General features: G+C 65.1%; 18 protein-coding genes. 15 read left to right on the top strand and 3 right to left on the bottom strand.

Going from position 1 to position 21,805, the window contains the following annotated elements; all coding sequences use genetic code 11:
• Window positions 1–4 precede the first annotated feature (4 nt).
• The 6 genes from HOP58_RS04655 (at window position 5) to HOP58_RS04630 (ending at window position 3,806) form a co-directional block, all read left to right on the top strand.
• Entirely contained in the window at window positions 5–331 is a 327-nt protein-coding gene (locus HOP58_RS04655; protein WP_010627889.1) for a YbaB/EbfC family nucleoid-associated protein, read from the top strand.
• A 59-nt stretch (window positions 332–390) separates the two neighbouring features.
• Window positions 391–996 carry a recombination mediator RecR gene (gene recR, locus HOP58_RS04650; protein ID WP_234259695.1) on the top strand — a complete coding sequence of 202 codons (606 nt, stop codon included), beginning with the start codon at window positions 391–393 and terminating at the stop codon, window positions 994–996.
• Between the two features lie 33 nt (window positions 997–1,029).
• Complete coding sequence (gene rnd / locus HOP58_RS04645) at window positions 1,030–2,160, top strand: ribonuclease D (RefSeq protein WP_234254178.1); 1,131 nt, start codon at window positions 1,030–1,032, stop codon at window positions 2,158–2,160.
• Window positions 2,157–2,468 carry a YcgL domain-containing protein gene (locus tag HOP58_RS04640; protein WP_234254177.1) on the top strand — a complete coding sequence of 104 codons (312 nt, stop codon included), beginning with the start codon at window positions 2,157–2,159 and terminating at the stop codon, window positions 2,466–2,468. Before rnd ends, HOP58_RS04640 begins: the two co-directional genes overlap by 4 nt.
• A 1-nt stretch (window position 2,469) precedes the next feature.
• Window positions 2,470–2,919, top strand: coding sequence for a YcgN family cysteine cluster protein (locus HOP58_RS04635; protein ID WP_010627893.1), 450 nt, complete (start codon window positions 2,470–2,472; stop codon window positions 2,917–2,919).
• A 164-nt stretch (window positions 2,920–3,083) separates the two neighbouring features.
• Complete coding sequence (locus tag HOP58_RS04630) at window positions 3,084–3,806, top strand: hypothetical protein (RefSeq protein WP_234259694.1); 723 nt, start codon at window positions 3,084–3,086, stop codon at window positions 3,804–3,806.
• A gap of 59 nt (window positions 3,807–3,865) precedes the next feature.
• On the opposite strand, the gene HOP58_RS04625 is transcribed toward HOP58_RS04630, so the two are convergent.
• On the bottom strand, window positions 3,866–5,953 hold the full coding sequence (locus HOP58_RS04625) for a prolyl oligopeptidase family serine peptidase (RefSeq protein ID WP_010627895.1): 2,088 nt from the start codon (window positions 5,951–5,953) through the stop codon (window positions 3,866–3,868).
• A gap of 85 nt (window positions 5,954–6,038) precedes the next feature.
• On the opposite strand from HOP58_RS04625, the gene HOP58_RS04620 reads away from it, so the two are divergent.
• From HOP58_RS04620 to HOP58_RS04580, 9 genes are all read left to right on the top strand, one after another.
• Complete coding sequence (locus tag HOP58_RS04620; protein ID WP_010627896.1) at window positions 6,039–6,521, top strand: hypothetical protein; 483 nt, start codon at window positions 6,039–6,041, stop codon at window positions 6,519–6,521.
• A 9-nt stretch (window positions 6,522–6,530) separates the two neighbouring features.
• On the top strand, window positions 6,531–8,381 hold the full coding sequence (locus HOP58_RS04615) for a vWA domain-containing protein (protein ID WP_234254174.1): 1,851 nt from the start codon (window positions 6,531–6,533) through the stop codon (window positions 8,379–8,381).
• Window positions 8,374–9,204: a class II glutamine amidotransferase gene (locus HOP58_RS04610; protein WP_234259693.1), complete on the top strand. Its 831-nt coding sequence runs from the start codon at window positions 8,374–8,376 to the stop codon at window positions 9,202–9,204. Before HOP58_RS04615 ends, HOP58_RS04610 begins: the two co-directional genes overlap by 8 nt.
• A gap of 217 nt (window positions 9,205–9,421) precedes the next feature.
• Window positions 9,422–11,095 carry an AMP-binding protein gene (locus tag HOP58_RS04605; RefSeq protein WP_010627899.1) on the top strand — a complete coding sequence of 558 codons (1,674 nt, stop codon included), beginning with the start codon at window positions 9,422–9,424 and terminating at the stop codon, window positions 11,093–11,095.
• A 186-nt stretch (window positions 11,096–11,281) separates the two neighbouring features.
• The gene (gene hrpA, locus HOP58_RS04600) at window positions 11,282–15,238 is read left to right on the top strand and encodes an ATP-dependent RNA helicase HrpA (protein WP_234259761.1); all 3,957 of its coding nucleotides are present in this window, start codon (window positions 11,282–11,284) and stop codon (window positions 15,236–15,238) included.
• Window positions 15,239–15,316: 78 nt separating this feature from the next.
• Window positions 15,317–16,438, top strand: a complete 1,122-nt coding sequence (locus HOP58_RS04595) for a beta-ketoacyl-ACP synthase III (RefSeq protein WP_234254171.1) — start codon at window positions 15,317–15,319, stop codon at window positions 16,436–16,438.
• 37 nt (window positions 16,439–16,475) lie between these two features.
• A complete protein-coding gene (locus HOP58_RS04590; protein WP_010627902.1) occupies window positions 16,476–17,294 on the top strand; it encodes a VacJ family lipoprotein in 819 nt (272 codons plus the stop codon).
• A gap of 11 nt (window positions 17,295–17,305) precedes the next feature.
• Window positions 17,306–18,511, top strand: coding sequence for a PP2C family protein-serine/threonine phosphatase (locus tag HOP58_RS04585; protein ID WP_010627903.1), 1,206 nt, complete (start codon window positions 17,306–17,308; stop codon window positions 18,509–18,511).
• Entirely contained in the window at window positions 18,498–19,010 is a 513-nt protein-coding gene (locus HOP58_RS04580) for an STAS domain-containing protein (protein WP_010627904.1), read from the top strand. Before HOP58_RS04585 ends, HOP58_RS04580 begins: the two co-directional genes overlap by 14 nt.
• A gap of 104 nt (window positions 19,011–19,114) precedes the next feature.
• On the opposite strand, the gene tal is transcribed toward HOP58_RS04580, so the two are convergent.
• The gene (tal, locus tag HOP58_RS04575) at window positions 19,115–20,053 is read right to left on the bottom strand and encodes a transaldolase (protein WP_234259692.1); all 939 of its coding nucleotides are present in this window, start codon (window positions 20,051–20,053) and stop codon (window positions 19,115–19,117) included.
• A gap of 31 nt (window positions 20,054–20,084) precedes the next feature.
• Entirely contained in the window at window positions 20,085–21,758 is a 1,674-nt protein-coding gene (locus HOP58_RS23245; protein ID WP_234259691.1) for a methyl-accepting chemotaxis protein, read from the bottom strand.
• Window positions 21,759–21,805: the final 47 nt, after the last annotated feature.

The following is a 21,805-nucleotide window of genomic DNA, read 5'->3' as shown; positions in this document are numbered from 1 at the left end:
GACCATGATGAAAGGTGGAATGGGCAACCTGATGAAGCAGGCCCAGGAGATGCAGCAGAAGATGCAGCGTGTCCAGGAAGAGATCGCCAAGGCCGAGGTGACCGGTGAAGCCGGCGCCGGCATGGTCAAGGTGACCATGAACGGTCGCCACGACGTGAGCAAGGTCGATATCGACCCCAGCGTCATGGAAGAGGACAAGGAGCTGCTCGAGGATCTGCTGGCCGCGGCAGTCAACGACGCGGTACGCAAGGTCGAGGCCAGCTCGCGGGCGAAGATGGAAGAGGCCACGGCGGGGCTGAACCTGCCGCCCGGCTTCAAGATGCCTTTCTGACTCTATTGAAACCGGCTTCGCTCGGCCATGCGGCGTCAACCATCCTCTAGAGGTATCGAATGAGCTTTTCCCCCCTCGTCGAGAGACTGATGGAGTCGCTGCGTGTGCTGCCGGGCGTGGGGCCCAAGACCGCCCAGCGCATGGCGATGCATCTGCTCGAGCGCGACCGCGACGGCGGCCGTCGTTTGGCCGGTGTGCTCGAGCAGGCCATCGAACAGGTTGGCTACTGTCGGCGCTGCCGCACCCTCACCGAAGAGGATATCTGCGGCCTGTGCACCAGCAGTCGACGCGACGATGCGCTGCTGTGCGTGGTAGAGTCGCCGGCCGACCAGCTCGCCATCGAGGAAGCGGGCGGTTACCGTGGCCGCTACTTCGTGCTCCACGGTCACCTTTCGCCGCTGGATGGCATCGGCCCCGAGGACCTGGGCCTCGACCAGCTCGAAGCGCGTATCGCCGAGGGCGGTATCAGCGAGGTGATCCTGGCCACCAACCCCACCGTGGAGGGCGAGGCCACGGCGCACTACATTGCTGCCCAGCTGGCGCCCCATGGGGTGACCCTGTCGCGCCTGGCCTATGGCGTGCCCATGGGCGGTGAGCTCGAGTACGTCGATGGCGGTACCCTCAGTCGTGCCTTCAATGGCCGCCTGCCGTTTCGCGGCGATTGAAGCCGCTGCCTTTTCCTGTTGCCGGATGACCGCATGACCCTGACCCCCGAGATCCGCTGGATCGACACCCCCGAGGCGCTGGATGCCGCCTGTGCCGAGGTGGCTGGCGCCGAGGTGATCGCGCTGGATACCGAATTCTTTCGCGAGAAGACCTTTCACCCGGTTCCCGCTCTGATCCAGTTTTCCAGCGGTGGACCGGCCTGGCTCGTTGACCCTGTCGTGGTGCACTGTACCGATGCCTTTCGCCGCCTGTTGGGCGAGGGGCCGCTGAAGCTGCTGCACGCCAGCAGCGAGGACCTGGAAGTGTTGGCGCATTGGGCTGGGGTATCGGTGGCTCCGCTGGTGGATACCCAGGTTGCCCAGGCGCTGCTTGGGGAGGACCCCGCCATGGGCTATCAGCGCATGGTGCATCACTGGACCGGGGAGACGCTGCCCAAGGACGAGACCCGATCCGACTGGCTGCAGCGTCCGCTGAGTGAATCCCAGCGGCTTTATGCGGCACTCGACGTGGTCTACCTGCTCAAGGTCTGGGAACGTCAGCACGAAGCGCTGGAACGGCTGGAGCGTCGTGAGTGGCTGGAAGCCGACTGCCGTGAGCTGATGGCCCAGGCCCTGCGCAGCGACGAGGCGGATGGGCAGTGGTATCGTCGCCATCGCCAGCTGTGGCGGCTCACGCCTCGTCAGGTCGAAGCCTACCGGCTGATGACCACCTGGCGCGAGGGCGAGGCCCGGCGACGCAACCTGCCGCGGGGCTGGCTGGTCAACGACCGGGTGCTGTACGCCATCGCCGAACGCATGCCGGAGAATCGTTATCAGCTCGCCGAAGTCGAAGAGATCAAGCCGAGCCTGATCAAGCGCGACGGCGATGCCTTGCTGGCCATGGTGAAGCAGGCGAAACAGTGCGAGGCGGACACTCTGCCGGCGGCGCAGCCTTCGCCGCTGGGGGCGGACTACAAGCGGCGCATGAAGGCGCTCAAGCGGGTGGTGAACGAGCATGCCGAACGGTTGGGGCTGGCGCCTGAGGTGCTGATGCGCCGGCGCGAGCTGGAAGCGCTGATTGCCGCCGATCTGGCGGCGGAACCGCTACCTTTGCCTGAGGGCTGGCGCGGCGACTGCCTCGCGACACCCCTGGAACAAGCTTTGAATGAGGTGAAGGCCGCATGAACGACGACCGTCTGCAAGGCAACAAGCTGCTGTGCGAGATCTTCAAGAGTCCGCACAAGGAGGAGATGTACCTCTACGTCGACAAGCGGCAGGGGCTGGCCGAGGTGCCCGCGGTACTGCTCGAGCGCTTCGGCAAGCCGGTGTCCATCATGACCATGATCCTGTCGCCGGAAAAACCGCTGGCCCGCGCCAAGGTGGAGGACGTGATGGCAGCGATCCGCGAAAAGGGGTTCTACCTGCAGATGCCGCCAGCCAAGGAGGAGTATCTGCTGGACCTGTATCGCACCCCCACAGAGTCGCGTTACTGACATGCGTGAACTGTTCTGGGAGCGCTTCGACCTCGAGGAGCTCACCGCCGAGGAGTGGGAAGCACTGTGCGACGGCTGCGGCCAGTGCTGCCTGGTCAAGTTCCAGGACGAGGACAGCGGCGACCTCGCCGTGCTTGGCGTGGCCTGCGAACTGCTCGACATCCACAGCTGCCGCTGTAGCGACTACCCCAACCGCCAGGCCCGGGTACCCGACTGTGCCCGGCTCACGCCCCAGCGTATCGAAGAATTCCGCTGGCTGCCGAAGTCCTGCGCCTACCGCCGTATCGCGGAAGGCCGCCGGCTGGCGGGCTGGCATCCACTGATCTCCGGCGACCCCGAGCGCGTGCATCGCAAAGGCATCAGCGTGCGCAGCTTTGCCATCTCCCAGCGTGACGTGCCAGACGACGAACTGGAAGACCACATCATTGCCATACTGCCGATTGACGGCTGATCCCCTCAAGGTCTGAAGGTCTTTGGTATCCAATTTCAGCCTGGCTGCTGATGGCCATTTCTCCCATTCCCCATAATGCTGAGTGTTGCAGCTTGTAACATTGTGTTGCTTTCAGGGGGCATTGCAAATGCCACGAGAGCTGAGCAAGCCGATGGGAGGGGATCATGAAACGGAGATGGATGACGACGGCAGGAGTGACGTTTGGCGTCATGCTGACAACGAGCGCCATGGCCCAGTCGCAGCCCTGGACCGAACCGCTCAGCGATGAGGAAATGACGGCACGTTGGAATGCGCTGTTCAACGACGGCGCCGTGCTGAGCGACGAAGAACTCGACGAATTGCTGGAATGGCTGCCGCCAACCGGCGCCGGCCTGGGAGCGATGGGCCTGGATGGCTCCAGAGGGGGAGGTGACGGTGGCCTGGTGCGCACCGGCGGCTCCTCGCCGCCCAGCAGTGGCGGCGGTGGCGGGGGTGGCAATAGCGGCGGTGGCGACGGCAATGGAGGCGGTGGCAACGGTGGCGGTGGTAACGGCAACGGAGGCGGTGGCAACGGCGACGGCGGTGGTAACGGCAACGGAGGCGGTGGCAACGGCAACGGAGGCGGTGGCAACGGCGATGGAGGCGGTGGCAACGGCGACGGCGGTGGGAATGGCAACGGAGGCGGTGGCAACGGCGGAGGCGGTTCCGGTGGGGGCGGCAATGGCGGCTCCGGTGGGGGCGGCAGCGGCGGCTCCGGTGGGGGCGGCAGCGGCGGCTCCGGTGGGGGCGGCAACGGTGGCTCCGGTGGGGGCGGCAGCGGCGGCTCCGGCGGGGGCGGCAACGGCGGCTCCGGCGGTGGTGACGGCGGCGGTGCCGGTGGCGGCAGCGGTGGCGGTGCCGGCGGCTGATCTTCCGTGACGACCCGGCCCGGTTCCAACCGGGCCGGATTCTTGTTGCCCTCGGCTGCTCAGGCCTCTCTCTCGGCGAGACCCAGCGCCCAAAGAATGAAAGCGTCCTGGCGGGCATTGTCGTGCCAGGCCTTGAAGCGTCCCGAAGCGCCACCGTGTCCGGCGGCCATGTCGGTGCGCAGCAGCACCGGGCCGCGTGCGGTACCCATTTCCCGTAGTCGGGCATAGAGCTTGGCGGGCTCCCAGTAGGGCACTCTGGTGTCGTGCCAACTGCCCTGAAGAAACAGCGTGGGGTAGGGCTGCGGCGTCAGGTTGTCGAGCGGCGAATAGGCGCGAATGCGTTTTCGCGCATCGGGCTCGTCGGGGTTGCCCCATTCGGTGTATTCGGCGGTGGTCAGCGGCAGGTCGGGGTTCTCCATGGTGCGCAGTACGTCGACGAAGGGCACGTCCAGTAGGGCGGCACAGAAGGCCTCTGGTGCCAGATTGAGGCTGGCGCCCACCAGCAGGCCCCCGGCGCTGGCGCCGTAGGCGGCAATCCGTTCGGCGTCGCTGAAGCCTTTCTCCACCAGCGCGTGGCGCGCCGCCAGAAAGTCGCGAAAACTGTTTTCCTTGTGTTCGAGCTTGCCGGCCAGGTACCAGGGTTCGCCTCGGTCGCCGCCGCCGCGCACATGCGCCACGGCAAAGGCAACGCCGCGCGCAAGCAGCTCCAGCCTGGCCACCGAGAACCAGGGGTCTAGCACCTCGCCGTAGGCGCCATAGCCGTACAGCAGGGTGGGCAGCGGGTGGCCGGCTAGATCGGCACGCATCACCACCGATACCGGAATTCGTTCGCCATCGTGGGCGCGGGCCCAGATGCGTTCACAGCACAGGTCCTGGGGCTGCAGGTCGCCGTGGATGGGCTGCGACTTGAGCACCTGGCGCTGGCCGCTGTCGAGGTCGTGCTCGAGCCAGTGCACCGGCATGACGAACGACTCCTCCCGCAGGCGCAGGCGGCGGCTGTCGAAGTGGGGCATATCGCCGAGCATCAGGCTGCAGGGCGATTCCGGCAGGGGCAGACGCTCGTCTCGTCCGACGGCATGGCCACCATCGAGTTCGACGATGCGCACCCTGACCTGGGCCTCGTGATGGTCGCGCTCGCTAATGGCCAGCCCCCAGTCGAAGGCTTCGACATCCTCCAGGGTGGTGTCGTCGCGGTGTTCGATCAGCGGACGCCAGGGCGCCTGCGGATCATGCTCGTCCACGACCTCGAGGCAGAAGTGGGGGGCGTTGCGGTTGTGCAGCACGTAGAAATATCCGGGACGGTGCTCCAGCCCGTACTCCACGCCCTTCTCCCGTGGCCGGAAGCAGCGCGGCGTCTGGTCGGGCGCCTGGGCCGACAGCAGGTAACACTCGCTGGTGTCCTTCGAGGCGCTCTCTAGCACCAGCCACTGCCGTGAACGTGTCTTGCCCAGCCCCAGCCAGAACTCCGCATCGTCTTCGCGCAGGATCAACGCCGGTTCGCCGGCCTGGCCTCGATTCAGCGGCAGGCGCCAGATGCTGTCGGGGCGCTGGGTGGCGTCGTAGCGGGTGAACAGCAGGGTGGCGTTGTCCTCGGCCCAGGTCAGCTCCGGGCCTATTTCCTCCAGCAGCAGCAGCGGTTCACCGTCGGGCAGCGCCTTGAGGTAGAGCGTGAAGCGCTCATCGCCGCTGGTGTCTTCGGTCCAGGCCAGCCAGCGCTCGTCCGGCGATAGGGCCATGTCGCCCAATTCCAGGTAGTGCTCCGCCGCGGCGCGCTGCTGCAGGTCCAGAAAAGGTACCGCGTCGCTCGGATTGCCGTTGTGATGGCGCCACCATACGGGGTAATCGGCATCGGCGGCGGTCTCGCTCCAGTAGGTGAAGCGATCGAGCGCGGTGGGCAGGCCCTTGATGCCCAGCTCACGACGCGAGAGATGGCCGTGATAGAGCCGCTCCACCAGATCGTCGAGTGGTCTCATCCAGGTCTTGGATTCGTCATTCGCCGCTTCCAGAAAGGCGCTGACCTGCGGGTCGTCGCGGTCTTCCAGCCAATGCCATTCGGGGTCATCGGGGCGGCGAAACCGTTCGACCGGCGACGGCGATGAAAAATCGGCGGCGGGGATAGAGGAACTTTGTGGCGGCTGTGCTTTCATTGGGGCGGGTGTACCATACTCAAAATGACTTTCCATCCTGTACGCTCCGTCATGTGGCGGGGCGTAATGCAACGAAGAGGTATCGATGCTGACATCCGATTCGATGTCCCTACTATGGCTGACCTATCTGGGTTTGTCGCTGGTCGTGCTGGTGGCAGGTTACCTGGGGCTGGCATTTCTACCCCGTATGCTGCGTCTACCCATCACCTGGGCGGTGGCCGGCATTCTGTGGATGCCGACGCGTTTTCGGCTGCCGCTGGTGGAAGGGGAGACCTATACCGGCATGGCGCCGGCGGTGGTGGTGGCTGCCGTGGCGTTTCTCGAGCGCAATGCGTCGACACTGATGTCGACGGCTTTGCTGTTGGCCGCGGGTGCACTGCTGGGCCTGGCCATCGGCGTGTTGCAGGTATGGATGTTTCGTGCCGAGCCTGTGGTTGAAGGCGGTGCGCAGAAGAAAAAGCAACAGGACGAAGAGAGCAGGAAGCGGGACCATAACAGAAGGCGTGCTGGCCAGGGCGGTAGACAACCGCATGCGTCAACCAAGCGCCGGGAGCCGAAGATCGGCTAGGGAGCCCCGATGGGGAGGGAGCGCAACACGATATGGCGCTGGCTGGCAGGGTTGGTCGGTTGCTTGGTAATGGCGGGTCATCTCTCCGCTACAGAGGTAGCGGAGCGGCCCGAGGTCAGGGTCATCTTCGATGTTTCGGGGAGCATGCGTCACAACGACCCCGACCAGCTGGCCGGCAAGGCGCTGGAACTCCTTGTCGCCATGGTGCCCGATGGCGCCACGGCAGGGATCTGGACCTTCGGCGAGCGGGTGCGCAGCCCGCTGCCGCCGTCACCAGTGAACGCCGAGTGGCGCGAGCGTGCCAGGGCGCTGGCACCTCAGCTGGTCGCTTACGAGCAATTCACCGACATCGAGTCGGCGGTCTATCATACGGCCATGGTCGAGCCGAACGGCGTTCCGCTGCACCTGGTGCTGCTTACCGATGGCGTGATCGACCTGCCTGCCTGGCGCGGTAGCAAGCCGGCCATCGATACGTCATCCCGCGAGGCCCTGCTCGATGAGCTTGGTCCACGCCTGGCCGAGGAAGGCGTGGTGATACACGCCATTGCCTTCTCGGACGAGGCCGACCTCGATCTGGTCGAGCGCCTGGCTCAGATGACCGGTGGGCTTTCGGCTTCGGTTGCCGCTCCCGATGCGCTGATGGGCGCCTTCCTCGATATCGTCGATCGCATCTATCCCAGCGATCGCGTACCGGTCACCGACCGGGGGTTCCTCGTCGAGCCGGGACTGCGCGGCTTCACCGCGCTGCTGTTTCGCGGTGAGGAGCCGGCGACGCTGGTCGCACCCGACGGCCGGCGCTACACCGCCGAAGCCCCCCCGGAAGGCGCCGAGTGGCGCAGCGAGCCTCACTACGACCTCATCAAGGTACCTGATCCTCAAGCGGGTCAATGGCGCCTCGAGGGCGGTGCGGGGCCGAACAGCCGCATCACCGTCGAGTCGCCGCTTCACCTGCAGATGAGTGGCGTGTCGAGCACCCTGTATCTCGGTTTCGGCGTGCCGGTGGAGGCTTGGTTCCTGCGCGAGGGTGATGAGGTGGTGGCCGACGCGTTGCCGGCCCATCTCCGTTTGACGGCGGAGCTGCGCGACGAATCGGGCTCGGCCCAGTCGGCGGTGGTACTCGAGCAGCAGGAGGCGCGTTTCGCCGGCAAGCTGCCGGCACCGGTGCTGGCGGGCAAGGCCCAACTGGCGGTGCGTGCCGAAGGCCAGGGCTTTCGCCGTCAGCGTGTCCAGCCGGTCAATGTCCTGCCGGCCGTGGCGGCCCGCCATGACGAGGCCAACCACCGCGTTCTGTTGAGCGCCGAACATCCCTTGCTGGATCGTCACAATACCCGTCTTTACGGTCAGCTCCAGGGCGCACACCTTGCCGCTGAGCCGATGGCCGAGCGGCGCTGGAGCATTGCGCTACCTGAGCTGGACACGGCGCTCAGCGTGCCGCTGGTTCTGCGCGGTGAGGTCACCCTCGACGGCGAGACCCACGAGCTGCAGCTACCGCGCCTGGTGCTGTTCCCGTCGGTGACCACGGCGATCGGTCAGGTGGATGCCGGCCCGGCGCTGGAGGTGGTGCGCTTTCACGAAGAGCTGACTCCAGTGCGCGAGCCGCGTGCCACCTCGGAGTCGCCGCTGCCGCAGCCGCTGGAACAGGCAGTGCGCAGCATTCAGCAACTGCCGCGGGCGGCCCAGGAGCGCTGGCGAGAGTGGCAGCCCGTGCTGACCCGGCCGCTCGAGGAGGCCGTGGGAGACCGACGCGGGGCCGGTGCGCTACTGGCCGGTGGGCTGCTGCTACTGCTGGTGCTGTTGGTCGCCTGGCGAATGGCGATACGGCATCGCCATGCCGGATCACGGGAGGAACCGCATGTGTGAGCTGCTGGGCATGAGCGCCAACGTGCCCACCGATATCTGCTTCAGTTTCACCGGCTTCTTGCATCGAGGCGGTGGTACCGGGCCCCATCGTGACGGCTGGGGCATCGCCTTCTACGAGGCGGGCGGCTATCGCGATTTCCGCGACCCTCACCCGTCGATTCGCTCGCCCATTGCCCGGCTGATCACCGACTATCCGATCAAGTCACATATCGTCATCAGCCACATTCGTCAGGCCAATGTCGGTCAGGTTCGTCTGGCCAATACCCATCCCTTCACCCGGGAAATGTGGGGCAGAACGTGGTGCTACGCCCATAACGGCCAGCTCGAAGCGTGGCAGGAATTGCCCTTGAGCTTCTATCGGCCGGTGGGCGATACCGACAGCGAGCACGCCTTCTGCTGGCTGTTGGCCAGCCTGCGCGAACGCTTTGCCGAGGCGCCGCGACTGGCGTCGAGCGACGCGCTGCTGAGCGAAGAGCATCAGGCCCTCTGGCAACGCCTCCATGGCCTTTGCGAAACGCTGCGCAGCAAAGGGGTCTTCAATCTGCTGCTGGCTGACGGCGAGTTTCTCTACACCTATTGCTCGACCAAGCTGGCCCACATCACGCGGCGCGCGCCGTTCGGCAGCGCCGAGCTCTCGGATGCCGAGCTGACGGTCAACTTTGCCGAGCATACGACCCCCGACGACATCGTCTCGGTAATCGCGACGGAGCCGCTGACCAGTAACGAGGCATGGGTTCGCATGGTGCCGGGTGAGCTGTTGGTGTGGCGGCATGGGCGGATCGTGTCCCGCTACGTGACTGAGACAATCACGGAACGAGACTGAGTCCTTTGCCCGCGTCGGCTTGCCTTTCCGGCCGATTTTGCCCAGCTTGGTAGACAAAGGAGCACCCTGAAACCGCACATTCTTTTGTGAACGTTCGTTTGAATCATGCGTTTTACAGGCGAGCGATGCCTGGTATATCGTACCGGCTTTGTCACAACAAGAACCGTCGGGGTCGAGGGTGAATGACCGTGTCGACGAAGCTGTGGAGATAGCGCCTATGAATGAACAAGCCAACGCCGGTATTCTCAACGGACCTGAGCTGGAAGGCATGGATCGGTATCGGTCGCTGATGGACGTCTTCCATGAAGCAGTGAAGCGTTTTGCCGACAATCCGGCATTCACCTGCATGGGTCAGACGCTCACCTTTGCCGAACTCGACCGTCTCTCGGCCGATTTCGCCGCCTGGCTGCAGCACGAGACCGGGCTTCAGCCGGGCGATCGTATTGCGATTCAACTGCCCAACGTGCTGCAGTTCCCTATCGCGGTGTTTGGCGCCTTGCGGGCAGGCCTGGTGGTAGTCAATACCAATCCGCTCTATACCGAGCGTGAAATGGCGCACCAGTTCAAGGACTCCGGTGCCCGGGCAATCCTGATCCTGGCCAACATGGCCAGCAAGCTCGAGAAGGTGCTCGACCGTACCGACATCGAGCACGTGTTGGTCACCGAGCTTGGCGACATGCACGGCTTCCCCAAGCGTTTCCTCATTAACGCCGTGGTCAAGTACGTCAAGAAGATGGTGCCCTCCTACTCGCTGCCGATGGCGATTCCGTTCCGCAAGGCGCTGAAGGACGGCGCTTCGCGTCAGCATCGCGAAGTCGAGAGAGGGCTCGACGACATCGCCGCGCTGCAGTACACCGGTGGCACCACCGGCCTGCCCAAGGGCACCATGCTCACCCACTGCAACCTGGTGGCCAACATGCTGCAGGCGGATGCGGCCATCGGCCCGGGCCTGGACGAGGGCAAGGAGGTGGTGATCGCGCCGCTACCGGTCTATCACATCTATACCTTCACCGTGAACTGCCTGTTCCTGATGAAGACCGGCAACCACTCGATCCTGATTCCCAACCCCCGGGACCTGGACAACTTCGTCAAGGAGCTGCAGAAGGTCAAGTTCACCGCCTTCATCGGTTTGAACACGCTGTTCAATGCGCTGTGCAACCGTGAGGACTTCCGCAAGCTCGATTTCTCGCAACTGCACCTGACCATTTCCGGTGGCATGGCGCTGACCAAGGCCTCGGCGGAACGCTGGAAGGAGGTCACCGGATGCGACATCGCCGAGGGCTACGGGCTCACCGAAACCGCGCCGGTGGTCAGCTTCAATCCCATCGACGCCATTCAGCTCGGCACCATCGGCAAGCCGGTGGCGGGTACCGCGGTCAAGGTGGTGGACAGCGACGGCAATACCCTGCCGCTGGGCGAGCCGGGCGAGCTGTGCGTGCAGGGGCCCCAGGTGATGAAGGGCTACTGGAACCTGGATGAAGAGACCGCCAAGGTACTGAGCGACGATGGCTGGTTCTCCACCGGCGATATCGCCGTGCTGCAGGAGGACGGTTACATCAAGATCGTCGACCGCAAGAAGGACATGATCCTGGTGTCGGGCTTCAACGTCTATCCCAACGAGATCGAGGACGTGGTGGCCGGTCACCCGGGCGTGGTCGAGTCGGCCGCGGTCGGTGTCAAGGACGAGGACAGCGGCGAGGCGGTGAAGCTGTTCGTGGTCAAGCGCGACGAGAGCCTGGACGAGAAGACGCTGCGCGAGTGGTGCAAGAAGGAGCTGGCCGGCTACAAGGTGCCCAAGTTCGTCGAGTTCCGCGATGAGCTGCCCAAGACCAACGTCGGCAAGGTGCTGCGTCGCCAGTTGCGTGACGAGGAAAGCGACGGCAAGGAGTAGCACGGCCGCGATTGGCCGAACTCCGCTTCCCGGCGTTACAATGATCTGCCCGCTCCGGTGGCCTGGAGCGGGCAGGTTTTTTTCCATGGCAAGAGGATGGCTGTGAGCACCGCAACCCCTACTGGTTCCGCCAATGCCGCCGACAGGGCCGCGCTGGAGCGTCTGGAGCGCGCTTTGGATGACGTCATGCTGCGTGATCGCGAGACGCTCACGCGCAGGCTGAAGGGCCTTGAGCGACGCCTGCGGGAGGGCAAGCCGGTGGATCGCGGCCTGGCCGAGGTGGTGCGCGGCATCGAGCGCTCCGCGGCGCTGGCTGCCAGCCGCCGGGCGCAGCCGGTGACGCTCGACTATCCTCCCGAACTGCCGGTGGCGGAGCGGCGTGACGACATTCTCGCCGCGCTGCGCGAGCACCAGGTGGTGGTGGTGGCCGGCGAGACCGGTTCGGGCAAGACCACCCAACTGCCCAAGCTGTGCCTGGAGCTGGGGCTGGGACGGCGCGGTTTGATCGGCCACACCCAGCCGCGGCGCCTGGCGGCACGCTCGGTGGCCACACGCCTGGCCGAGGAGCTTCAGGTGTCGCTGGGTGAGCAGGTGGGCTATCAGGTGCGCTTCACCGATCAGAGCGGCGACGCCACCCTGGTCAAGCTGATGACTGACGGCATCCTGCTGGCCGAGACCCGCCACGACCCGGATCTGACCCGCTACGAAGCGATCATCATCGACGAGGCCCATGAGCGTAGCCTCAACATCGATTTCCTGCTCGGCTACCTCAAGCGGCTGCTGCCGCGCCGGCCTGAACTCAAGGTGATCATCACCTCGGCCACCATCGACGTGGCGCGCTTCGCCGAGCACTTTGCGCTGCCCGGCGAGAAGGGCGGGCCCCGACCGGCGCCGGTTGTCGAGGTGTCGGGGCGCACCTACCCGGTGGAGGTGCACTACCGGCCGCTGGTGCGCGAGGAGGAGGACGAGGCCGATCGCACCCTGCAGGAGGGCATTCTCCACGCGGTGGAGGAGATCGAACAGATCGAGCGGGACAAGCGCTGGTTCCACGGCCCACGGGACATCCTGGTGTTCCTGCCCGGTGAGCGCGAGATCCGCGAGACCGCCGATACGCTGCGCCGCGCCGACCTCAAGGCCACCGAGATCCTGCCGCTCTATGCGCGGCTCTCCAACGCCGAGCAGAATCGCGTGTTCGCTCCTCACGCCGGGCGGCGTATCGTGCTGGCCACCAACGTTGCCGAGACCTCGCTCACGGTGCCCGGTATCCGCTACGTGATCGATCCGGGGCTGGTGCGCATCAGCCGCTACAGCTATCGCTCCAAGATCCAGCGGCTGCCGGTGGAGCCGGTCAGCCAGGCCAGCGCCGACCAGCGCAAGGGGCGCTGCGGGCGCGTGGCCGAGGGGGTGTGCATTCGCCTCTACGACGAGGAGGATTTCCTCTCCCGTCCTGAATTCACCGATCCCGAGATTCGGCGTACCAACCTAGCCTCGGTGATCCTCTCGATGCTGTCGCTCAAGCTCGGCGACATCGAGCAGTTCCCCTTCGTCGATCCACCCGATTCGCGCTTCATCACCGACGGCTTCCGCCTGCTGTTCGAGCTGGGTGCGGTGGACGAGAGCAATCGTCTGACGACGATAGGGCGCAAGCTCGCCCGGCTGCCCATCGATCCGCGCCTGGCGCGCATGGTGTTGGCCGGCGCCGAGCAGGGCAGCTTGCGCGACGTACTGGTGGTGGTCTCGGCGCTGGCAGTGCAGGACCCGCGCGACCGCCCGGCGGAGAAGCGCGAGGCCGCCGATCAGGCCCACCGCCGCTGGCACGACCCGGACTCCGACTTCGTCGCCCTGCTCAACCTGTGGCAGGGCTTCGAGGCGGCCCGCGAGGAACTCTCCGGCAATCGCCTGCGGCGCTGGTGCAAGGAGCGCTACCTCAACTACCTGCGTCTGCGGGAATGGCACGACACCTTCCGCCAGCTGCGTCAGCTGCTGCGCGAGATGGAGATCGAGGTGCCTCCGCCCACGCCGCCGCCCGAGCCCGCCGGTGAAGGGGAGACCCTCGACCAGGCGCGACAACAGGCCCGCCGGCAGAACGCCGTGCAGCTGCACAAGGCGCTGCTGCCGGGGCTGCTCTCACATCTGGGCATGCTTACCGAAAACCGCGAATACCTGGGGGCACGCAACCGCAAGTTCGTCATCCACCCCGGCTCCGGGCTGGCCAAGAAAACGCCCAAGTGGCTGATGGCCTTCGAGCTGGTGGAGACCACCCGACTGTTCGCGCGAACGGTGGCCAGGATCGAACCGCAGTGGATTGAGCCCGTCGCCGGCCATCTGGTCAAGCGCAGCCACAGCGAGCCCCACTGGGAAATGAAGCGTGCCCAGGTGGTGGCCAAGGAGCAAGTCACCCTGTTCGGCCTGCCCATCGTCAGCGGCCGCAGCGTGCACTACGGACCGATTGCCCCGCGCGAATCGCGCGAACTGTTCATCCGCCGGGCGCTGGTGGAGGGGGATTTCCGCACCAAGGGGGAATTCTTCGACTACAATCGCGCTCTGGTGGAAGAGGTCGAAGAGCTGGAGGATCGCGCCCGCAAGCGTGACATTCTGGTCGACGAGGAGACGCTGTTCGCCTTCTACGACGAGCGCATCCCCGAGGATATCGTCAACGGCAAGGGCTTCGAGGCGTGGCGCAATAAGGCCGAGGCCAAGGATCCCGCCATCCTCAAGTTCGATCGCGCCGCGCTGCTGGCCCGGGAAGCGGCGGAGGTCACCCAGGCCCAGTACCCCGATGAGCTGGTGCTCGCTGGGGTGCGCTATCCGCTTGCCTACCGCTTCGAACCGGGAGCGCCGGACGACGGTGTGACCCTGACGGTGCCGGCGGCGATGCTGCCGCAGCTGCCGCGGGCACGGCTCGAATGGCTGGTGCCGGGGCTGCTACGGGAGAAGTGCATCGCCCTGCTAAAGTCGCTGCCCAAGGCGATCCGCCGCCAGGTGGTGCCGATTCCCGACTGGGTCGATGCGGCGCTGGAGACGCTCACGCCCGACGACGTGCCGCTCAGCGAGGCGCTGGGGGAGTTTCTGCGCCGCCGCACCGGGGTGCGCGTACACCCCGACGATTGGCGCTACGACCAGCTCGAGCCCCACCTGATCATGAACGTGCGTGTCGTGAATCATGAAGGCAAGGTGCTTGGCCAGGGCCGTGACGCGCGCGAGCTCGAGCGGCGCTTCGAAGCCGCGGCGGGCGAGGGCGCCAGGGCGCTGGCGGCCGAAGTCAGCGACGCGCCGGATGTCGCCGGGTTGTCCGACACTCCGCTGCCCGCGTCGCGGGTGACCACCCAGGCAGGTATCCGGGTCGAAGCGTATCCGGCGCTGGTGCCGGAAGGAGACGCCTTCCGCATCGAGCTGTTCGATCATCCCGGCAAGGCCGAGCAGGCCCATCGCCGCGGCGTGGTGCGGCTGGCCATGACCCGCCTGCCCGAGCAGGTGCGTGTCATCCAGCAGCTCAAGGGGCTCGATGCCTGCGCCCTGCTGTTCACCAAGGTGGGCAGCAAGCGGGTCCTGGTCGACGACGTGGTCGAAGCAGTCTTCGCCCGTAGCATGGGCATGGCACCGTTGCCGCGCAGCAACGCCGAGCTCGACGCTCGCCTTGCTGCGACCCGCGGCGACCTGGTGCCCACTGCCGAAGCACTGGTCGCCACGCTCAAGCGAGCGCTGGAAGGCCACCTGGCGGTGACCAAGGCGCTGAAGGGCAACCTGAACCTGGCGCTGGCCTTGGTATACAGTGATTTGAAGGTGCAGATGCAGCGGTTGGTGCACCCCGGCTTCGTGAGCGAAGCTGGAGAGTGGCTCGAGGAGTATCCGCGCTACATGGAGGCGGCCCTGATCCGCCTGGAGAAAGCCCCACGCGAGCGCATGCGCGATCAGATGCACATGCAGGACGTGCAGGACTTCGAGGCGCGCCTGGCCGCGCGCCGTGAAAGCCAGCGCCGCGGTGGCCACGAGGATCCCGAGCTGGTGGAGTTCGGCTGGTGGATCGAGGAGCTGCGGGTTTCGCTGTTCGCCCAGCAGTTGGGCACGCGCATGCCGGTCTCCGTCAAGCGTCTCGAGCGACGCTGGACGGAACTGACGGGACACGGTCAAGGTGGGGCCTGACCCGCCGATAAACGAGACATGAGGCATCGGTTCGCCGATGTCAGCCAGCGGTCGACAGGCCGCATGAGGGAGACACTGATGACAGACGTCGTGATTACCGGTACGGGACTCTTCACGCCGGAGCACGCCATCGACAACGATGCGCTGGTCGCCTCGTTCAACGCTTGGGTGGATATCGAGAACGAACGCCATGCCGCCGCCATCGCGGCCGGCGAGCGCGAACCGCTGGCATATTCGAGCAGCGAGTTCATCGTCAAGGCGTCGGGGATCCACAGCCGCTACGTGCTGGATGCCGAGGGCATTCTCGACCCCGAGCGCATGCGTCCGCGTCTGCCCCAGCGCAGCAACGACGAACCCTCCATCCAGTGCGAGATGGGGCTTGTCGCCGCACGTCAGGCTCTCGCCGCCGCCGGCGTCGAAGCCGGCGACATCGACATGGTGATCGTTGCCTGTTCCAACCTGGAGCGCCCCTATCCGGCGGTGGCGGTGGAACTGCAGGCGGCCCTGGGCACCACCGGGCATGCCTTCGACATGAACGTGGCCTGCAGCTCGGCGACCTTTGCCATCGATCTGGCGGCAGGTGCCATTCGCGGCGGCAACGTCCGGCGTGCCCTGGTGGTCAATCCCGAGATCTGCTCGGCCCACCTCAACTTTCGCGACCGCGACAGCCACTTCATCTTCGGCGATGCCTGTACCGCCATCGTGCTGGAGAACGCCGCACTGGCCACTGCCGAGCGCCGCTTCGAGATCCTCGGGACCCGCCTGGTCACGCGCTTCTCCAATGCCATTCGCAACAATGCCGGCTTCCTCAATCGGGTCACCGACAGCGACCCCCTGGCCAGCGACAAGCTGTTCGTACAGGAAGGGCGGCGGGTGTTCAAGGAGGTCTGCCCCATGGTGGCGGCCATGATCAGCGACCATCTGGCCAGCCTCGACCTGACCGGTGGCGATCTCTCGCGCCTGTGGCTGCACCAGGCCAATCACCACATGAACGACCTGATCGCCCGGCGGGTGCTGGGGCACGATCCCGAACCCGGGCAGGCGCCGATCATCCTCGATCGCTATGCCAATACCAGCTCCGCCGGTTCGATCATTGCCTTCCATCTGCACCGTGACGACCTGGCCTCGGGCGACATAGGGGTGGTCTGCTCGTTCGGCGCCGGGTACAGTGCCGGCTGCGTGGTGGTGCGTCGGCTGTGACGCACCCCTCTACGAGAACCTTGAGGAGACGTAGCCGATGGTCGTGAAGCAGACCGGCTTTTTTACCCGGGCCCTGGTCGCCATGTCGCTGTTGGCCATGCTGGCGGGCTGTGCCGGACGGGTGGCGGTGGAGGATCGCCATCCCGACGACCCCTGGGAGGGCTTCAATCGCAGGGTCTTCACCTTCAACGAGGCGGTCGACCGGGCTGTACTGCGGCCGGTGGCGCGCGGCTATCGCACCGTCACGCCTCAGCCGGTGCAGACCGGGGTCGGCAACTTCTTCTCCAACCTCGGCGAGATCCGCACCGCACTCAACAGCCTGCTGCAGGGCAAGCCGGCCAATGCCGGTCTCGCTACCTCGCGCTTCGTGATCAACTCCACGGTGGGTATCGCCGGTCTGTGGGACTTCGCCACCCACATGGGCATCACCGTACAGGATGAGGATTTCGGCCAGACCCTGGGCGTCTGGGGGGTATCGGAAGGACCCTATCTGGTCCTGCCGTTCCTTGGCCCCAGCACGGTAAGGGATACCGCCGGCCTGCCGCTGGATACAGTGACCTATCCGCTCTATTACGTGGAAGATGACAAGGTACGCTATGGCCTGACCGCGCTGCGTGTCGTCGACGTGCGCGCAGGCTTCCTCGATCAGGAAGAGTTGATCCGGGGGGATCGCTATGTCTTCATACGCGATGCTTACCTGCAGCGTAGACGCTTCGAAGTCAGCGACGGCGAGTTGGGCGACGATCCCTTCGCCAGCGATGAGTTCGACTTCGATTTCGATGACGCCGACTTCGATGATGCCTTCGACGACGCCTTCGAAGAACCCGAGGGCGACGATGCCGACTTCGCCGATTGAGGTCTGAGCCGATGGATCTACCCAAGCCGTTGATTGGCGTTCTCGACGAGCCCGGTGCCTACCGCGACGCGCTGGCGGAAACCATCGCCCGTGATGGTCTGGCGGTGTTCGCCGCCGAGCGCCTCGAGGATCTGCCCAAGGAGACGGTCTTGGTGGTGGCCCATGCTCAGGCGATTCCCAGCCTGGCCTGGTCGAGCCTGACGGAGCGCCTGCCCACCGTGGTGGTGAGCGACTCGCGGCTCGATGCCGATCTGCTGACTGCCGTCGACGTGGGGCTGGTGGATTACGTGGTCGAGCCGATGCGTCATGGGCAGCTGTTGCGGCGCATGATCCGCAAGGCGATCGAGCTGCGGCGGTTGGAGGATCAGCGCAAGCACGACCGCGAGCGACTCGCCCAGCTCAACGCGCATCTGGAAGAGTTGAACGAGAGCCTGGAGACGCACCTGGCGCTGCTGCGGCTCGACCAGCAGGCCGGTGGGCACATTCAGCGCAAGCTGCTGCCGCCTCACCCTCAGACCATCGAAGGGGTGAGCTGCGATTACTGGCTGATTCCCTCGCTCTACCTGTCGGGAGATTTTCTCGATTTCCAGCGTCTGGACGATCGTCACATTCTTTTCTATTTTGCCGACGTCTCCGGTCACGGTGCCTCTTCCGCCTTCGTCACCGTGCTGCTCAAGTATCTGTTTAACCGCTGGTTGGCCGCCTGGGATGCGGATCAGCCGACGGAGATGCCGGCACGCTGGCTGGCATCGCTCAACCGGGAGTTGTTGGACACCGGGATCGGCAAGCACGCCACCCTGTTCGTTGGTGTCATTGACCGCCAGACCCGTGAGCTTCACTATTCGCTTGGCGCCCAACTGCCGAAGCCGCTGTTGGTAGCCGACGGGACGGTGAGCGAGCTGCCCGGTGAAGGTATGCCGGTCGGTCTGTTTCCGGACGTGGAGTATCCACGTTTGACGTATACGCTACCGTCGAACTTCCGGTTATGGTTGTGTTCGGATGGAATACTGGAGTGCCTGCCGGGCGAAACGCTCGACACGCGGCTCAGGGAGCTCGAGCAACGTGTTTTGAACTGTGCGACGTTGGAGCGGCTTCGCGACAGCCTGATGCTGGACACTCCCCGCGACATCGATGCCGAAGGGGATGGCGGCGGACAGGAACTGCCCGATGACCTGACGATCATGATGTTGAGCGGATTTGGTAATGATCACGAATGAAGGCCGCGTCAAGGCGGCGTTCGACTCTGGTGTCTTCGTGCTCAAGCTGTGCGGCGACGTACGCTTGACGCTCTGCGCGACCCTCGACAGCCAGGCCCAGCAGCTGGCCCGAACGCCGGGGCTGCAGTCGCTGATAATCGATCTGCGCGAGGCCACCAACGTGGACTCCACCGCCTTGGGCTTCCTGGCCAAGGTCGCCATGGCGGTCAAGGATCACATCCTCTACAAGCCTACCATCGTGGTGGACAACCCCGATGTGCAGCGCATGCTCGAAGTGATGGGCTTCGCCCAGTTCTTCGCCATGGTGAAAGCGCCGCTGACCGAGACCTGTGAGCTGTGTGACCTGCCTGAAATTCCCGCCGACATGGAAGAGATGCGCAAGCGCATCCTGGAAGCGCACCGCATTCTGATGCGCATGAACGAGCATAACCGGGAAGAGTTCCAGCCGCTGGTGGAAATGCTCGAGGCGCAGGAGACCTCACACTCCCACAAGGATTGAGCCCAGGGGCCACCCAGACAGGAGCCAAGCCCCAGAGGGACCCGCTTGCGGCCGACATGGCGTCGTTGCCATGCCAACCGCACCCATCGTCGTCAGGCTGCTGCTCAGCCCTGACGCAGCTCTCCCAGCAGTTTCTCCAACTTGCGCTGATCGTCGGCGAACTTGCGAATCCCCTCGGCCAGCTTCTCTGTGGCCATGGCGTCTTCGTTCATCGCCCAGCGGTACTCGGCTTCGTCCTGAGGCTCGGGCGGCGACGTCTCGGCGTCGACCGGCGTCAGGCGGCGCTCGAGCCGGTCTTGGCTCTCTGCCAGTTCGCTGAGCAGGGCAGGGGAGATGGTCAGGCGGTCGCAGCCGGCAAGGGCCAGGATCTCACCGGTATTGCGGAAGCTGGCACCCATCACGATGGTCTTGTAGCCATGCCCCTTGTAGTGCTCGTAGATGCGCTTGACCGACTTCACTCCGGGGTCGTTATCGCCGCTGAAGTCGGCATCCGGCCACTTGTCGCGATTCCAGTCGAGGATGCGGCCGACGAACGGCGAGACCAGTGTTACGCCGGCGTCGGCGCAGGCCTGGGCCTGGGCGAAGCTGAACAGCAGGGTCAGATTGCAGTGGATACCCTCGCGCTCCAGCTGACGGGCGGCGCGTATGCCCTCCCAGGTCGAGGCGATCTTGATCAAGATGCGCTCAGGGCCGATGCCGTGGCGGTCGTAACGTTCGATCAGCGAGTGCGCGCGGGCCAGAGTCGCCTCGGTATCGAAGGATAGTCGTGCACTGACTTCGGTGGAGACGTAGCCGGGAACGAGACCGCTGATCTCGCTGCCGATCTCCACTGCCACGGCATCCAGCGCATCGTCGATGTCGGTGGCCTGCCGAGCGATCTCTGCCAGCCGCTCGCGTCGGCCCTCATGCTGGGCTGCCTGCAGGATCAAGGAAGGATTGGTGGTCGCATCGGTGGGCGCGAAGCGTTGGATAGCCTCGATATCGCCGGTGTCGGCCACGACGGTACTCATCGTCTTGAGTTGGGTAAGCAGGTCCTCGGCCATGGAACTCCCTTCGTTGGCGTGATGGTTTACGTCACTTTAGCAAGGCAACGCTGCTTTCTGTACCCCGCAGGTGGGGTGGAGCATCGATGACACGAGGCTGCCAGACATCGGCATGGAGGACAGGCTCGGACTCTGTCAGACTTTCCTGGGCTGCAGTGATGCGAAAGCGGCCGGCGTGAGCCTGCATGTGCTCGGCCTTCTCGCGCAGTGCGTGGGCACTTTGGCTGGAGTGAGCCACCAACTGCTGATTGTCCTGGGTGACCCTGGTCATGTCGTCCATGGCCTGGTTGAGCTGCGCGATGCCGTCATGCTGCTGCTGTGACGCGCGTTCGATGTCTGCCATCAGTCGGTTGACTTCGTCGATTGCCTGCACGATCTCCGTCATGCCCTGATTGGCGTGGCTCGAGAGTTCGTTACCGCGCCGAGTGCTGTCGCGGGAGGCGCCGAGCAGGTCGCGAATCCGGTGGGCGGCCTCGGCACTGCGAGAGGCCAGGGAGCGCACCTCGCCGGCAACCACGCCGAAGCCACGGCCCTGGTCGCCGGCCCGGGCGGCCTCCACCGATGCATTGAGCGCCAGGATGTTGGTCTGGAAAGCGATCGAGTCGATCAGGTCGACGATCGCGTTGACTTGGGTCGCGTGCTCGTGGATCTCTTCCATCGTCCTGATGAAGCGCTGCATCACGACTTCTCCCTGCTGCGCCTTGTCGAGAGCAGTATTGGCCAGTGTTCTGACCTGGTTGGCGCTTTCGGCATTGTCCGCCACGTTGTCGGTCAGCTCACGCAGGTGCGAGGCGGTCTTTTCGAGGGCCGCGCCCTGCTGGCGAGTACGTACGGCAAGCGACTGGTTGCTCTGCGCCAACCGCTCGGCGCTGTCGAGGACGTGATGGCTGGTGCCATGCAGATGGCTAACCGTCTCTACCAGCGATTGCTGCATGCCCGAAAGTTCGTGGAAGAGCTGACTGATCTCCTTGAAGCCGCTGGCCACGACAGGCTCGGTCAGGTTGCCCTTGGCGATGGTGCGGAAATGGACCACGACGTTCTGCAGCGGGGTAAGAACGCAGCGCTGACCCAGCCAGGCCATGAGAACCAGGACGACGAGGGTCAGAGCGAGACCGGAGGTCAGCAGCCAGGTGAACAGTTGGGCCTGACCTTCCGCATGGTGCAGCAGCGCCACACCCTGTTGGTCGGCCAAGGCATAGAAGTGCCGCGCGCTCTCGGTCAGGGCTTGGCTGTTATCCACGGCTTCCAGGGTCAACTGCCGGTAGGCGCTGCGATCGCCTGCTCGTATGGCCATGAGCTGTTGCTGCATCGTTTCGATCAGCCTCATGGCGTCAGCGTCGAGGGTATCGCGCAAGGCGCCATGCGGCGTAGAGCGTGTAGCTTCGAGGAAGGAAGTAAGGCTAGTCGTCATTTCTTCGAGTTCGGCTTCTATCGCTTGCAGAGCCGCCAACGGGTCACCCAGGGAGGGGCGCAGCTGTCGCTCCAGGGCGCGGTCCATGCGATTGAGCCCCTCGAGGCTGGCGATATGCATGCGGTTGAGCGTCGAGGCCTGCTCTACGTTGATCCGTTCGAGCGCGGTAAGGTCGAGCCGGCTCTGCTGCATCACTTTCCAGGTCAGCGAAGCGAAAGCCAGCAGCAGCAGGGTTACCAGGCCCAGCATGACAAGGCTGGCTCGACGGATGGAGAGGTTCTGAAGGCGCGTCACTTGGTGCTCCCTGAAGGCGTCTGATCGAATTCAGGGAAAGGGTAAAG

The sequence above is a fragment of the Halomonas sp. MCCC 1A11062 genome (genome assembly GCF_021404355.1).
GTDB lineage: Bacteria > Pseudomonadota > Gammaproteobacteria > Pseudomonadales > Halomonadaceae > Halomonas > Halomonas aerodenitrificans.
The sequence above is the reverse complement of the archived record's forward strand: the minus strand, read 5'-3'. Positions and strand labels throughout refer to the sequence as shown.

What these genes read in the sequence shown, in the direction of transcription:
- HOP58_RS04655 (WP_010627889.1), top strand. Translation starts at nt 5, where the DNA reads ATGATGAAAGGTGGAATGGGCAACCTGATGAAGCAGGCCCAGGAGATG.
- recR (WP_234259695.1), top strand. Translation starts at nt 391, where the DNA reads ATGAGCTTTTCCCCCCTCGTCGAGAGACTGATGGAGTCGCTGCGTGTG.
- rnd (WP_234254178.1), top strand. Translation starts at nt 1,030, where the DNA reads ATGACCCTGACCCCCGAGATCCGCTGGATCGACACCCCCGAGGCGCTG.
- HOP58_RS04640 (WP_234254177.1), top strand. Translation starts at nt 2,157, where the DNA reads ATGAACGACGACCGTCTGCAAGGCAACAAGCTGCTGTGCGAGATCTTC.
- HOP58_RS04635 (WP_010627893.1), top strand. Translation starts at nt 2,470, where the DNA reads ATGCGTGAACTGTTCTGGGAGCGCTTCGACCTCGAGGAGCTCACCGCC.
- HOP58_RS04630 (WP_234259694.1), top strand. Translation starts at nt 3,084, where the DNA reads ATGAAACGGAGATGGATGACGACGGCAGGAGTGACGTTTGGCGTCATG.
- HOP58_RS04625 (WP_010627895.1), bottom strand. Translation starts at nt 5,953, where the DNA reads ATGAAAGCACAGCCGCCACAAAGTTCCTCTATCCCCGCCGCCGATTTT.
- HOP58_RS04620 (WP_010627896.1), top strand. Translation starts at nt 6,039, where the DNA reads ATGCTGACATCCGATTCGATGTCCCTACTATGGCTGACCTATCTGGGT.
- HOP58_RS04615 (WP_234254174.1), top strand. Translation starts at nt 6,531, where the DNA reads ATGGGGAGGGAGCGCAACACGATATGGCGCTGGCTGGCAGGGTTGGTC.
- HOP58_RS04610 (WP_234259693.1), top strand. Translation starts at nt 8,374, where the DNA reads ATGTGTGAGCTGCTGGGCATGAGCGCCAACGTGCCCACCGATATCTGC.
- HOP58_RS04605 (WP_010627899.1), top strand. Translation starts at nt 9,422, where the DNA reads ATGAATGAACAAGCCAACGCCGGTATTCTCAACGGACCTGAGCTGGAA.
- hrpA (WP_234259761.1), top strand. Translation starts at nt 11,282, where the DNA reads ATGCTGCGTGATCGCGAGACGCTCACGCGCAGGCTGAAGGGCCTTGAG.
- HOP58_RS04595 (WP_234254171.1), top strand. Translation starts at nt 15,317, where the DNA reads ATGACAGACGTCGTGATTACCGGTACGGGACTCTTCACGCCGGAGCAC.
- HOP58_RS04590 (WP_010627902.1), top strand. Translation starts at nt 16,476, where the DNA reads ATGGTCGTGAAGCAGACCGGCTTTTTTACCCGGGCCCTGGTCGCCATG.
- HOP58_RS04585 (WP_010627903.1), top strand. Translation starts at nt 17,306, where the DNA reads ATGGATCTACCCAAGCCGTTGATTGGCGTTCTCGACGAGCCCGGTGCC.
- HOP58_RS04580 (WP_010627904.1), top strand. Translation starts at nt 18,498, where the DNA reads ATGATCACGAATGAAGGCCGCGTCAAGGCGGCGTTCGACTCTGGTGTC.
- tal (WP_234259692.1), bottom strand. Translation starts at nt 20,053, where the DNA reads ATGGCCGAGGACCTGCTTACCCAACTCAAGACGATGAGTACCGTCGTG.